This is a genomic window from Pseudoalteromonas sp. NZS71_1, from assembly GCF_015864305.1.
GTDB classification, from domain to species: domain Bacteria; phylum Pseudomonadota; class Gammaproteobacteria; order Enterobacterales; family Alteromonadaceae; genus Pseudoalteromonas; species Pseudoalteromonas arctica.
In genome coordinates, this window is sequence record NZ_JADYXM010000006.1 from 201678 (window position 1) to 215527 (window position 13850).

9 protein-coding genes are annotated in these 13850 nt (G+C 41.4%); 7 read left to right on the top strand and 2 right to left on the bottom strand.

What is annotated here, in order from left to right; translation table 11 throughout:
• Window positions 1-92: 92 nt before the first annotated feature.
• Together I6F43_RS11515 and I6F43_RS11520 are read left to right on the top strand one after the other, a co-directional pair.
• A complete protein-coding gene (locus I6F43_RS11515) occupies window positions 93-1643 on the top strand; it encodes a tryptophan halogenase family protein (protein ID WP_197102413.1) in 1551 nt (516 codons plus the stop codon).
• A complete protein-coding gene (locus I6F43_RS11520) occupies window positions 1636-3123 on the top strand; it encodes a tryptophan halogenase family protein (protein ID WP_197102415.1) in 1488 nt (495 codons plus the stop codon). The genes I6F43_RS11515 and I6F43_RS11520 overlap by 8 nt, the downstream gene beginning before the upstream one ends.
• Window positions 3124-3497: 374 nt before the next feature.
• On the opposite strand, the gene I6F43_RS11525 is transcribed toward I6F43_RS11520, so the two are convergent.
• Window positions 3498-6074, bottom strand: a complete 2577-nt coding sequence (locus I6F43_RS11525) for a glycoside hydrolase family 3 protein (RefSeq protein ID WP_197102417.1) — start codon at window positions 6072-6074, stop codon at window positions 3498-3500.
• A gap of 238 nt (window positions 6075-6312) precedes the next feature.
• On the opposite strand from I6F43_RS11525, the gene I6F43_RS11530 reads away from it, so the two are divergent.
• The 3 genes from I6F43_RS11530 (at window position 6313) to I6F43_RS11540 (ending at window position 10277) form a co-directional block, all read left to right on the top strand.
• Entirely contained in the window at window positions 6313-7641 is a 1329-nt protein-coding gene (locus I6F43_RS11530) for a GH1 family beta-glucosidase (protein WP_197102419.1), read from the top strand.
• Between the two features lie 32 nt (window positions 7642-7673).
• Window positions 7674-9200: an MFS transporter gene (locus I6F43_RS11535; RefSeq protein ID WP_197102421.1), complete on the top strand. Its 1527-nt coding sequence runs from the start codon at window positions 7674-7676 to the stop codon at window positions 9198-9200.
• Window positions 9201-9275: 75 nt separating this feature from the next.
• The gene (locus tag I6F43_RS11540; RefSeq protein WP_007583313.1) at window positions 9276-10277 is read left to right on the top strand and encodes a LacI family DNA-binding transcriptional regulator; all 1002 of its coding nucleotides are present in this window, start codon (window positions 9276-9278) and stop codon (window positions 10275-10277) included.
• A gap of 8 nt (window positions 10278-10285) precedes the next feature.
• Here I6F43_RS11540 and I6F43_RS11545 read toward each other — a convergent pair whose 3' ends face one another.
• Complete coding sequence (locus I6F43_RS11545) at window positions 10286-11230, bottom strand: LysR family transcriptional regulator (protein ID WP_197102423.1); 945 nt, start codon at window positions 11228-11230, stop codon at window positions 10286-10288.
• Window positions 11231-11382: 152 nt separating this feature from the next.
• On the opposite strand from I6F43_RS11545, the gene I6F43_RS11550 reads away from it, so the two are divergent.
• Together I6F43_RS11550 and I6F43_RS11555 are read left to right on the top strand one after the other, a co-directional pair.
• Window positions 11383-12330, top strand: a complete 948-nt coding sequence (locus I6F43_RS11550) for a sodium-dependent bicarbonate transport family permease (protein WP_197102425.1) — start codon at window positions 11383-11385, stop codon at window positions 12328-12330.
• A gap of 299 nt (window positions 12331-12629) precedes the next feature.
• The gene (locus tag I6F43_RS11555) at window positions 12630-13799 is read left to right on the top strand and encodes an MFS transporter (RefSeq protein ID WP_024594397.1); all 1170 of its coding nucleotides are present in this window, start codon (window positions 12630-12632) and stop codon (window positions 13797-13799) included.
• The last annotated feature ends 51 nt before the right edge of the window (window positions 13800-13850 follow it).

The window sequence follows — 13850 nt, forward strand, 5'->3', positions numbered from 1 at the left end:
AAGTAAAGCCGTTAGTTTTTACTAGCGGCTTTTTTGTATTTAAAACAGTATTAATGCTAGTTTAATTGTTATCAACTTTAGGGTGTTAACTCATGAACAAATCAATAACAAAAATAGTCGTTTTAGGTGGTGGCACTGCCGGTTGGCTAAGTGCAGGCTTATTAGCCGCCGAACACCCGCACCTTAATGTAACGTTAGTCGAGTCGGCAAATGTGCCTATATTGGGCGTGGGCGAAGGTACATGGCCGTCAATGCGTAACACGCTACAGCGCATTGGCATTAAAGAAATTGATTTTATAACCCAGTGCGACGCGTCATTTAAGCAAGGTTCTAAATTTATAAATTGGCGCAACCTCAGCGAGGGAGAAAACTACTATCACCCTTTTATGAATCCACAAGGCTACGAGCAAACCAATTTACACGCCAGCTGGCAACGCATTGCGCCTAATCAAAAATTTGCCGACGTTGTTAATATGCAAAGCTTTGTATGCCAAGCAGCACTTGCGCCAAAGCAATTACAAACACCCGAATACGCAGCAGTCACCAACTATGGCTATCATTTAGATGCGGGTAAATTTGCTGAATTTTTAAAAAATCACTGCGTTAAAAACCTAAACGTTACACATATTACTGACGATGTAACCGAGGTTATTAACGACGAGCATGGCTATATTGCCGCAATAAAAACAAATAATAATGGCGATATAACAGGTGATTTATTTATAGATTGCTCAGGCTCTTGCGCTCGTTTAATTGGTGAGCATTTTAATAGTCAGTTTATAGCGCAAGATCATATTTTATTTAATAACAGCGCTGTTGCGGCGCAAATACCTAATGCACACGCCGATCAGCCAGTTGCCTCTGCAACGCTCTCTACTGCGCAAAGTAACGGTTGGATTTGGGATATAGCCCTGCCAACGCGCCGTGGTACAGGTTATGTATTTAGTAGTAAATATCAAAGCGATGAAAGCGCAACAAATACTCTAAAAAGCTACATAGCTAAAAGTACCAGTGAGCAACAAGCTGAGCAACTTACCTACCGCGTATTAAAATTCAGCCCTGGTTACAGGCAACAATTTTGGATTAAAAACTGTGTTGCCGTGGGTATGTCAGCTGGCTTTTTAGAGCCGCTTGAAGCGTCAGCTCTTGCTATGGTTGAGCTTTCAATTAGCATGATAAGCGAGCAACTACCGCAAAACCGCACCCACATGAGCCAGCTTAAAACGCGTTTTAATGATCGTTTTAGCACTCGTTGGCAGCGCGTTATTGAGTTTTTAAAACTTCATTATGTGCTAAGCGAGCGCGACGACACTCCTTATTGGCAAGATATTAGTAATTTAAATACCGCGCCCGAGCGCCTGCAAAACTTACTTAAACTTTGGCAATTTCAACCCCCTAGCCGCTTTGATTTCATTGAAAACGAAGAAGTGTTTTCATCAAGCAGTTATCAATACGTTTTATATGGCATGGGCTTTAATACACAAACAGTATCTGCACAAAATACATTTAACGACCCACGTGCTGGGGATTACTATTATCAGCAAAATCGCGAAAAAATAGCGCAGTGTTTAAATGGACTGCCAAGTAATCGCGCGCTTTTAAATCATCTTTTATTAAATAATGGGCAGCCACATAATGACTAAAACAAACGCTGTTAAAAACGTAGTAATTGCTGGAGGCGGCACTGCAGGTTGGATGGCAGCAGCGGCACTTGCTAAACTAGTTGGTAACAATATAAACATAACCCTTGTTGAATCTGACGATATTGGCACTGTAGGTGTTGGCGAAGCAACAATTCCGCCTATTCGTACATTTCATAAATTGCTGGGTATAAACGAGCAAGCATTTATGAAAGCCACTCAAGCCAGTTTTAAATTAGGTATTAGCTTTGAAAACTGGGGCGATGAAAACACGCATTATATTCACTCATTTGGCGCAACGGGCAAAGAATGTTGGGCGGGTGAATTTCATCACTTTTGGCTGCAAGGTAAAACACTTGGAATAAACAACCCATTTGGCGATTACTGCTACGAGCTGCAAGCGGCTAAAGGCGGTAAATTTGCGTTTAATCAGCAAAACCTCATTAACTATGCTTACCATATGGATGCCACACGTTACGCGCAGTTTTTACGTGAATTTTCAGAGCCATTGGGTGTAAAACGCATTGAAGGTAAAATACAAAAAGTAGTAAAAAACACTAAAACGGGCCATATAGAATCACTTACTTTAAATAATGGCGAGCACATTAACGGCGACTTTTTTATTGATTGCACCGGCTTTAGAGGTTTATTAATAGAGCAAGCATTGCATACTGGCTACGAAGACTGGTCGCATTTACTACCGTGTAACAGCGCCATTGCGGTGCAAACAAAATCAACCAGCGATACCGTATTGCCACTTACCCGCTCTATTGCCCATAAAAACGGCTGGCAATGGCGTATACCGCTGCAAAACCGTGTAGGCAACGGATTAGTTTATTGCAGCCAATATATGGATGACGAACAAGCCAAAGCGCTATTATTAAATAATATTGAAGGTGAGCCGCTTACAGAGCCCCGTATTATTAAATTTAAAACAGGGCGTCGCTTAAAAGGGTGGAACAAAAACTGCCTAGCGCTTGGCCTTGCTAGCGGTTTTGTAGAGCCACTTGAGTCCACCAGCATTCACTTAATTATGTCGGGTATTATTCGCTTTATGCGTTTATTTCCGTTTAATGGCATTACCAATCACGCCATTGACGAATACAACAAACAGCTTAAAAGCGAAATTGAAAATATTCGCGACTTTATTGTGCTGCACTACAAAGTAACTAATCGCGATGACAGTGAGTTTTGGCAACACTGTAGTGCGATGGATGTGCCAAAAACACTTCAGCATAAAATTGATTTGTTTAAGCAAACCGGCCGTGTATTTTTAGACGATGGCGATATTTTTAGAGTCGACTCGTGGGTCCAAGTTATGCTTGGTCAAGGCATTGAGCCTAATCAACATCACTTAATAGCCAGCATGATGAGCGATGAAGAACTCACCCGTTTTTTACACGGTATTAAGCAACAAATAGAGCAACGCGTCAGCCAATTACCGCCTCATCATGAGTTTTTAAAGCAGTATTGCCCAGCGTAAAAAAAGCCCTTACTAGGGCGTGTTGTTCTTTGGTGGTTGAATTTGCAGCAGCATATTTGGTTTTTAGGCAAGGCAGAGCCTATGTAGTGTGGTTATTCCCCATAAATAGGCGATAACGTAGCATAAATGCCAAACATGCGCTGCCCGTAGGGTTCTGCCTAGGGGCAATTTACTCTTTGTTGCCTACATGGATGTAGGTAAGGGGCGTGAGCAGGACGCGTAAGCTTTGCTCGGTTTTTACTTAGCCCACTAGGTTACAAACCTCGCGCCGCGATTAAATTGCCCCTAGATTGAACAAATTTCAATCCACAAAGATCAACACGCCCTTAGGGCTTTGAGACAACACACAATAAACTTAACTTATAAGCACTCTACTACTCACACTTTATTTTTGCTGTTTCAGCGCCTTGTGGTTCAAAGCTAATATCTGCAACTGAAACGTTAAGCTCGCCTGCCGTTTTAATAATAAAAGGGCTGGTTACTCTGGCAAAATCAACACCCTTTTTAGCAAAACACGTTAAATCTATGCTCATGGTTTGCCATGTATTTAAATCAGCACTTTCAAGCTCATTGGTAATATCAAGCTCGCCACCACAGCCTTGTTCGCATTTCATTGCAAGGTATGTCTGTGAGCTAGGTATTTGGTTTACTTTATAGCTAAAGCTAAGGGCCGAATTTGCTTCAATGTAGGCCACTTTGTCTTCGGTAAAGTTGCTATTAATTTCGATGTAGCTGGCTGCAGTGCCATCAACATTAAATTGCATCGCATCTTCTTGAATCGCTTTGTCTTCAGTGCGATAAGTAATGCCACCGAGCTTTACACTGTTACTTGCTACTTGGTGCTGCTCGCTGTTTGAATTTAAAAACAAACGCCACGGCGTTTTAAAGCTGCCATTAAATATAGATAGCGGCGCAAGGTTACTAATATCAACACCTGAGTCTTCATTTAGATTATTGCCAAGCGTACTTTCGTCTTTATACGTTAAGCCAAAGCCATAGGGTAATAATGGTGAGTAATCAGCATCGCCCTTATTTACTGCGGTTTGTAGTGGCGATTTAGGCCACGAAAAAGACAACTTACCTTTAAAGTCGTATTGTACCTGCCCACTTGCATCCGCTAGTAAAACATCTGCAATGCCTTGTCCTTCAGTGCCAGGAAGCCATGCTGCTACAAATGCATCTGACGCGTTTAGCTCGCTGTTAACCCACATTGGTCTGCCCGATATAAACACCGATACCACCGCAATACCTTGCTGCTTTAATGTTTTTAATATTTTAAGAGAGCGTTTATTGTTACGTTCAAACTCAAGGTTGTCTTTATCGCCATGCCCCTCTGCGTATGGTTCTTCACCAAATACAACAATGGCTACATCGGGTTTGGTATTAAATTCACCCGTTGGGCTTAAAATAGCGTTACCGCCAGCAGCCTCTATTTGCGTTTTTAGCCCCGCATAAATAGACGTTGCCCCAGGGAAATCTGCATTTTGATTATTAGTTCCCTGCCACGTAATACTCCAACCACCCGATTGCTTGCCTATGTTATCGGCCGCATCGCCTGCTATGAGTATGTTGCTTGATGGGTTAAGCGGTAATAAATGGTTGTTGTTTTTAAGCAGTACTAACGACTCTTGTACAGCTTGGCGGGCAATATCGCGATGTGCTGGCGCACCTATTAGTTCTAATTTACCTGAATATTTTCGATTTGCGGGGCTTGGTTTATTAAATAAACCCGCGCGTAATTTAACGCGTAAAATACGTGCTACGGCGTCATCTATTCGCGCCATTGTTATTGTGCCCGCTTTTACTTGTTTAATTGTATTTTCATAAAGTGGTTTCCAAGCACCCGTTGGCACCATAAAAATATCAAGCCCCGCATTAACAGCCTGCGGGCAACTTTCATTTGTACAGCCTGCAACTTGTCCGTGTCCGTTCCAATCGCCTACAACAAAACCATCAAAACCCATTTTTGTTTTTAGTACATCGGTAAGTAGGTATTTATTGCCGTGATTTTTTTTACCATTCCAGCTATTAAACGATGCCATAACCGACTGACTACCTGCGGTTAAGCCTCCTATATAACCTTGTGCATGAATGTTATATAACGTCTCTTCGCTATCAATGTTGTCCCCTTGATCGTCGCCATCTACCGTGCCGCCATCGCCTAAAAAGTGCTTAACGGTACTAATTACGCGTTTATCACTTAAAAAGTCCTCATCGGCTCTGCCTTGCAATCCGTTTACAATTGCGGCTGAATACTCACGTACAATTGCAGGGTCTTCTGAGTAGCCTTCGTACGTTCTGCCCCATCGGTCGTCGCGCACAACCGCAACAGTCGGTGCAAACACCCAATCTATGCCTGTTGCCATTACCTCTATTGCAGTAGCTGCTGCAATTCGCTCAATTAATGCGGGGTTATTAGCAGCACCTAAACCAATATTGTGAGGGAATAACGTCGCCCCAATCACATTATTATGGCCATGTACGGCATCGGTGCCCCACATGGTTGGAATTTTACTGCCATCAATTGAGTCATCAACTGATGCCTGATACATGCTTTCAGCAAGCGTTATCCAATCTGCAGGCGTTGCATGCTTATTAGCATTCGGGAACGAGCCACCGCCATTTAAATACGAACCAAAACCATATTTGCGCATGTCTGCAGCAGTTATATCGCGAATTTCAGGTTGGATCATCTGCGCTACTTTTTGCTCAAGCGTCATTATTTTTAAATACTGTGCAATCGTATTTTCAATTTCAGGCGTTTTCACTACTTTGCTTTTAAGCGTTGGCCAAAGTGATAAATCACCTTGCTCATGCTCAGCCTTTTTGGCTACGGCGCCTTGGCTATTATTAGCGTTAACCTCTTGTTTATTACACGCACTTAAAACGCACAGTCCTCCTATTAAAATGGGGAGAATGTGTAACCTGTTAGTGTTTAAGCTTTTTTTCATTTTTATAGCCCTGTGTTGTGTCAGTATGTTTTTGTGAAACGCCTATTTGTTATTTAAATTTAACTATTGACCTGCTTAACAATAGCCACTAACCTAAATATGGAAGCGCTTCCTTAAAGTTATTAAATACCATCCTTAGTGATTAATCAAATTAAATATGGAAGCGCTTTCATCAATGCAATTTATAAACTATAAATAAAAGCAAAATTTACTACAAAGAAGCAGAGGTTTTCTCTTAATGAAACAATTATCTTTACCTAGTGGCTCACCACTTTTAGCCAAAAATTTTACCTATGGTGTAGCTACGGCCTCATTTCAAATTGAAGGCGGCGCAACCGATCGCTTGCCATGTATTTGGGATACCTTTTGCAGTAAAGAAGGCAAAATAGTCGATAATTCAAATGGCGACGTAGCCTGCGAGCACTACACTCGCTGGAAAGACGATATAAACCTAATTGAGTCATTAGGTGTAGACGCTTACAGACTCTCAATTTCGTGGCCGCGCGTAATGACTAAAAATGGCTACTTAAACCCGACAGGCGTTAAGTTTTATACCGACATTTTAGATGAATTAAAACGCCGTAACATTAAAGCTTTTGTAACGCTGTACCACTGGGATTTACCACAACATATTGAAGACGAAGGTGGCTGGTTAAACCGTAACACCGCTTACGAATTTGCCCATTACGCAGATTTAATTACCAAAGCATTTGGGGATCGTGTGCACTCTTACGCTACTTTAAACGAACCGTTTTGCAGCTCTTTTTTAGGTTACGAAATAGGCGTACACGCACCTGGTATTGTAGGGCGCGAATTTGGTCGTAAAGCCGCTCACCATTTATTACTTGGTCATGGGTTAGCTATGCAAGTACTTGCTAAAAACAGTCCAAATACACTAAACGGTATTGTACTTAACTTTACGCCTTGCTATTCAGTTACCCAATGCGAAGAAGATTTAAAAGCCACTGCATTTGCTGATGACTACATAAACCAATGGTACATGCAGCCTGTAATGCAAGGTAAATACCCTGATATTATTATGCAGTTACCTAAAGCCCATCGCCCTGATATTTTAGAGGGCGATATGGAAATAATTGCTCAACCGCTAGATTACCTAGGCGTTAATTTTTATACCCGCATACATTATCAAGCAAGCGAAACCGACTTTTACCATGAGTTGCCACATAAAGCACCAATGACCGATATAGGCTGGGAAATTTACCCTAAAGCGCTTACAGAGTTACTTGTATCGTTAAACGAAAAATACACCCTACCACCTATTTATATTACCGAAAACGGTGCAGCCATGGCTGACGAATTTAAAGACGGTGAAGTGAACGATAACGACCGTATTGAATATTACCACGAGCATTTAAATGCCCTACATAACGCAGCAGAGCAAGGCGTAAAAGTAGATGGTTACTTTGCTTGGAGCCTAATGGATAACTTTGAATGGGCAGAGGGATATTTAAAACGCTTTGGCATAGTACACGTAGACTACACCACACAAAAACGAACTGTTAAAGCCAGCGGTAAAGCGTACAGTAAACTAATAACAAGCCGATAAATTATCGGCTTATAACAATAAGAACACACACTGTGAACAAACTCCCTTTATACGAAAAAGTCGGTTACGCCATGGGCGATGCCGGCGCTAACTTAGTATGGCGCGGTGCGCTTGCTTATTTAGCGGTGTTTTACACCGATACATTTGGCATATCGGCAGCCGCCGCTGCCATGCTATTTTTGGTTGTAAGGCTGTCTGATGGCGTAACCGATATTATTATGGGTATGATTGCCGACAGAACGCAGTCGCGCTTTGGTAAGTTTCGACCTTGGATACTCTACTCAGCACCATTTTTGGGCTTGTTTATGGTGTTGTGTTTTACTACCCCCGACTTTAGCACCACCAACAAACTTATTTATGCCTACGTAACCTACATTGGTTTAACGCTTGCTTACACCGTAAGTAACGTGCCCTACTCGGCACTTATGGGCGTAATGACACCAGACGATACAGAGCGCACAAAGCTCTCTGGTTTTAGGTTTGCAGGCGCATTTAGTGGCGGCTTACTGGTTATGGGCTTTTTACCTGAGCTAGTGGCTTTTTTTGGTGGCGGCGACGATGCCAAAGGCTATCAGCTTACTATGTACTTATTTGCCAGCTTACTTATTATTTTAATGATTATAACGTTTGCGACCACTAAAGAGCGTGTAACACCGCATGCCTCAAATGAAGGCAATTTAAAATCAGAGTTATTTGATTTAACCAAAAGCCTGCCATTTATAATCCTACCTTTGCTTGCTACTACCTTATTTTTTTATTACCGCGATTTATACAGCGGCGTATTTTTTGCCCTTGTTATGACAGCAATGACATTCGTTATTAAAAAATTACTCAATAAAGATAAGCAAAGCTTAACGGGATCACAGCGCGACATGGTTGATCTTCTGACCAACAAACCTTGGTTGGTGTTACTCGGCATTGGTTTTTTAACCATGATGTTTAATGGCATAAAATACGGTGTAATTGCGTACTACTTTAAGTACCACGTAGCCAATGAACTCATGGCTGGGCAATACTTTATCGCCTTGTTGGTTGTATCTATATTAGGCGCACTTGCCACAGGTAAACTGGCCGAAATTATGGGTAAACGAAACCTCTTTATTGCATCATTAATGCTAAGCGGGTTACTCACTACTGCATTTTACTGGGTACCTAGCGATAACCTAGTTGCAGTATTTACCTTTGGTTGCGCTGCTGAATTTTTTGCCGCCATGATGCCAACATTGTTCTTTAGTATGCTTGGCGATTCAGCCGATTACTCAGAGTGGAAAAATAAACGCCGCGCAACAGGGCTTATTTATTCTGCGGGTACGTTTGTGCAAAAAACCGGTGGTGGTTTTGCAGGTGCATTAGTATTAGTGGTACTTGCAGGCTACGGTTATAACGGCATGGATGAGCTAACAATTACCCAAGCTCTACCTGGCATGCAGTTACTTATGAGTTGGATACCTGCCGCATTTGCTTTTTTAGGCGCCGCATTGATGCTTATTTATCCGCTTACTTCAGCGATGACGCAAAAAATAACAGAAGACTTAGCAATTAGACGCAGTAATGTGTAAATTAACTTTTAATGATTCTTCGCGCTTTATATTTTTATAAAGCGCGAGTAAAAACACATATAAGCTAGGACATCAATGGCGACAATTTATCAAGTATCAGAAATGGCAGGTGTGTCTTTATCAACTGTTTCAAGGGTACTTAACGACAACGACTACGTAAGCAAAAAAACTAAAAAAAAGGTATTAGAAGCAATGAAAGAGCTAGGCTATCAGCCAAGTTCTATTGCACGCTCTTTGGCATCTAGCACTACAAACAGCGTAGGTATTTTAGTTTCTGAGTTGGATGGTCCGTTTTTTGGTCAGATGATGTCAGCCATTGAAGAGCATCTTCGTATTGCGGGGAAACACGTTATTATTACCCCTGGGCACAGTGACGAGAAAAAAGAAAAAAGCGGCTTTGAGTTTTTAATAGGCCGTAATTGCGACGCTATTATTGCCCACGTAGAAGCGGTATCAAACGAGTACCTAATTGAGTTAAGTAAAGGCAAAACCCCTATTTACTTAATGAGCCGCTACGTTAAAGAAATTGAAGAAAACTGCATTAGCCTCGACAACGTAATGGGCGGCTACTTAGCCACTAAAGCCATGATCAACAAAGGTCATAAAAACATTGCGTACATAGCAGGCCCGCAGTTTAAAGAAGATGCGTCAAATCGTTTAAAAGGTCACAAACAAGCCCTAGCAGAGTACAACCTAACCTTTGACGAAAACCTATTTTACATAGGCGACTTTAAAGAAACCGGCGGAAGCGATGGCTTAAGGCATTTTATTCAAAATAAAGCGCAAATAACCGCGCTTGTATGCGCCAATGACGAAATGGCATCGGGTGCCATGAAATACGCCCGCGAACACGGTTTTAACCTACCAAAAGATTTAGCCATTATTGGGTTCGATAACGTAATTTTTACCAATTACCTCTACCCAACGCTTACTACAATAGATAACCCAGTACCCGAAATGGGCCGAGCTGCGGCTAACTTAGTGCTTAAAGACATTTACAAAAAAAGCGGCATAACAGTAAAGCACGTGTTTCAGCCAAAGCTTATTTTAAGAGACTCAACACCCGACATTAATTAACTTTAAACCTAATTTAAATCTAGTTTATGTAACTCGTTACGCACCCACTGCGTATCTAAATATTGCTCTACGTGCTGCTGCGCAAACTTTAAAAAGTTACGTGCAGCATGCGATATGTGTCTATCTGTTCGCATTACAAAATACCAATGACTCGCTAAATGTGTATCGGTTACGTTTAAAATTTTGAAACTAGTATCGTCTGTTGCAAGTACATGGCGTGATAAAACCGCAATGCCCATCCCGGATGCAACCGCGACGCGTATTGCTTCATTACTCGCCATTTGCACGCTATCGCTCAGTACTAAGCCTCGGCTTTGTAACTCGCTTTCAAATAACATACGTGTTGCTGAGCCATTTTCTCGGAGTAAAAAGCGATACTGCATTAAATCAGTTAATTTAACGGCTTTTACATGAGCTAACGGATGGTTTAGCGGCACTATAAATTCCAGTGGATTATGCAAAAAACGCGCAGCTTGTGCGTGTTCAAGCGACGGCGGGTGGCTAAATACATAAATATCGTCCTCCCCTCGCTCAAACCTATCAAGCACCTCTGCCCTGTTACCAATCTCAAGCGGAAGCTCAACATGGGGATGTAAATTACTATAAGGGCCAAGCAGTTTTGGTAGAATATATTGCGCCGTATTAACCATGGCAATTTTACAACGGCCGCGCGATCCACCATTAAGTTCGGTTAAAAAATCTTGGTAATCTTCAAAATGCCCAAATACCTGTTGGCATGTTTTAAATAGTTCAAGCCCCGCATCGGTCACGTGTAGCTTTTGCTGTTGTATAAGGAGTAATGGCTCGCCTACTGCTTCTTGCAGTCGCTTTATTTGTAACGATACCGTTGGCTGCGTTAAATGTAAGCGCCTTGCGGTTTCGCTTATTGAACCCGTTTTAACCACGCTCATAAAAACTTCAAGCAACCTAAACGATATATGTCGTAAATCCATACCTACCTCATAGCCTCTTATCTAGTAATAGTTACTTAATAAATAACCTATAGATAACTATCTATAGCTAACTCGTATTTATTTTATTATTTACTATACAAAGTTTTATCTACAATAGCGCCACTTAATTTACCATTTAGTAAGGAAAGCCAGTGCCAGATATTGTTGTTATGTTTTTTATTTTAGGATTAGTAGCGGGTATTTTACGTTCGGACTTGGCCATTCCAAAAGCCACCTACGACACATTAAGCTTATTGCTCATGTTAACCATCGGCTTAAAAGGCGGTATGGTGCTGCACGGTAATTTAAGCTGGCAACTACTGCCCGAAATGGGATCGGTAATGCTACTTGGCGCACTTATACCACTTATGCTTTACCCTATTTTAAAATACGTGATTAAACTCTCTGTTGCTAATAGCGCCAGTATTGCCGCACATTACGGCTCAGTGAGTGCAGGTACATTTGCTGTTGCACTCGCCTATGCCGAGTCAGCTAAGTTGGTAGTAGGCGCAGAAGTCACCCTGTATTTAGTGATGCTAGAACTTCCTGCAATCATTGTTGGTTTATTGCTTTACCGAAAGCTTGATAAAGAAAACAGCCAAAACAATGAGTTGTCGTTAAAGGCGCTTTGGCATGAAACTCTCACGAACAAAAGTGTGATTTTACTCGTTGGCGGTGTAGTAATAGGTATGATGTACGGCACGGTGCAAGGTAGCCAAGTAACGAGTCTTTTAACAAGTAGCTTTAAAGTTGTACTGGCATTATTTTTACTAGAAATGGGTTTAGTAGCCGCGAAAACTCTTCGCCCTATCCCCTGGAAACATTGGAAACTAGAGGTATTTGCTATTGTGAGCCCGCTATTTTTAGGCACGATTGGCACAGCAGTAGGCACACTTTTAAATTTAGAATTAGGCTCGGTAGTTATATTGGGCAGTTTAGTGGCCAGCGCCTCTTACATAGCCGCGCCCGCTGCAATAAAAGCGGCAATTCCTAAAGCCGATATTGGTCTTGCTATGCTGAGCTCTCTCGGTGTAACTTTTCCGTTTAATGTGATTGTTGGTATTGGTTTATATCACCACCTTGCACTAGTAATGCAATAAACAAATAAGTGCTAATTTTATCACTTTAAAAAACGGTTAAACCCTATTCTACATAGGGTTTAACACTAATAAATGCTCACAAATATAAAACAATATCTACATAAAAACACTACAATAAAAAGCATAATAGATCCGATAATTTACCAAAAAGATCGTTTTAAAGTTTATTTATATTGTTTAATAAAATATCACTTTACTTATTTTTAATTTGGCTCTAAATTCGCGCAAATTTTATTATTAAAGTAACCTCTCAAACTTTAAAACAGTGGTTATTTACCTTGATGAGTCGATAAACACAAATGGCCGAATCAGCCGCCACAAGCACCTCTAATAACCCTTTAGCACCCGTTATCGGGCTGTCATTTTTTGCTATCGCATCCGGCTTTTTAATGAGCCTTATTCCGCTGTCGTTACCCGCATTTAAACTTGATGAAAACCTAGCGCCTTGGCTTGCGAGCATTTTTTACTTTGGCTTACTTATTGGCGCCACCACAATAGAGCGCATTGTGGTAAAAATTGGTCACCGATTCGCATTTATATTATTTTTAAGCTTATTAATTGTAAGTGTGCTTGCACAACTTGCACTGCCAAATACCGTTAACTGGTTAATTGCACGATTTGTAGCAGGTGTTGCTGTTGCCGGTGTGTTTGTAGTTGTTGAGTCTTGGTTATTAATGACCAACACAGCAAAGTCGCGTGCTAAACGTTTGGGCTTATACATGACCTCACTTTATGGGGGCAGCGCCGTAGGCCAGCTTGCTATAGGGCCGCTTGGCACCGAAGGTTCAACGCCTTATTTATTTGTAGCCTCGTTATTATTTTTAGCTATTTTAGCGCCTTTATTAATAACCAAAGGTCAGCCCGAAAAACAGCATCTTGAAAAACTACCACTAAAAGAAATAAAAACACTAAGCCACCCTGCAATGCTCGGATGCTTAGCATCAGGCTTATTACTGGGCCCTATTTACGGCTTAATGCCGGTTTATATTTCAGCAAAAGCTGATCAAGCTCAGTACACAGGGACACTTATGGCGGTTATTATTTTAGGCGGCATGGTCGTGCAGCCGCTCGTAAGTTACTTATCTACTCGGCTTGAAAAAAGCTTATTGATGGGTATGTTTTGTTTAGTAGGCGCAGCCGGTGCTGTGGGTATATTACAAGCAAACACTTTAGCCGGATTAATAGTGAGCTACTTAATACTAGGCGCGTGCAGCTTTGCACTTTACCCGATTGCTATAACACTTGCGTGCGACTCACTGCCAATGGCTAAAATAGTATCGGCAACTGAGGTTATGCTGCTCAGTTATAGTATTGGTTCGGTATTTGGCCCTATGCTCGCCGCAAATTTATCTGATGCACCCAATGGTATTGTGTTTTATTTAGCAGGCTGTTTAATCACTACCTGTATTTATATGTTTATTAAAAGCATTAAAAATATTCGCGCGGGTAAAACCCCAGTTGCAGGTTAACTTTTAGCTTAAATACCCGCTTGCTTATTAACTAATTCTAGCTGTTAAATA

Excerpts from the sequence above, each read along its gene's own strand:
- I6F43_RS11515 (WP_197102413.1), top strand. The coding sequence starts at position 93 with ATGAACAAATCAATAACAAAAATAGTCGTTTTAGGTGGTGGCACTGCC.
- I6F43_RS11520 (WP_197102415.1), top strand. The coding sequence starts at position 1,636 with ATGACTAAAACAAACGCTGTTAAAAACGTAGTAATTGCTGGAGGCGGC.
- I6F43_RS11525 (WP_197102417.1), bottom strand. The coding sequence starts at position 6,074 with ATGAAAAAAAGCTTAAACACTAACAGGTTACACATTCTCCCCATTTTA.
- I6F43_RS11530 (WP_197102419.1), top strand. The coding sequence starts at position 6,313 with ATGAAACAATTATCTTTACCTAGTGGCTCACCACTTTTAGCCAAAAAT.
- I6F43_RS11540 (WP_007583313.1), top strand. The coding sequence starts at position 9,276 with ATGGCGACAATTTATCAAGTATCAGAAATGGCAGGTGTGTCTTTATCA.
- I6F43_RS11545 (WP_197102423.1), bottom strand. The coding sequence starts at position 11,230 with ATGGATTTACGACATATATCGTTTAGGTTGCTTGAAGTTTTTATGAGC.
- I6F43_RS11555 (WP_024594397.1), top strand. The coding sequence starts at position 12,630 with ATGGCCGAATCAGCCGCCACAAGCACCTCTAATAACCCTTTAGCACCC.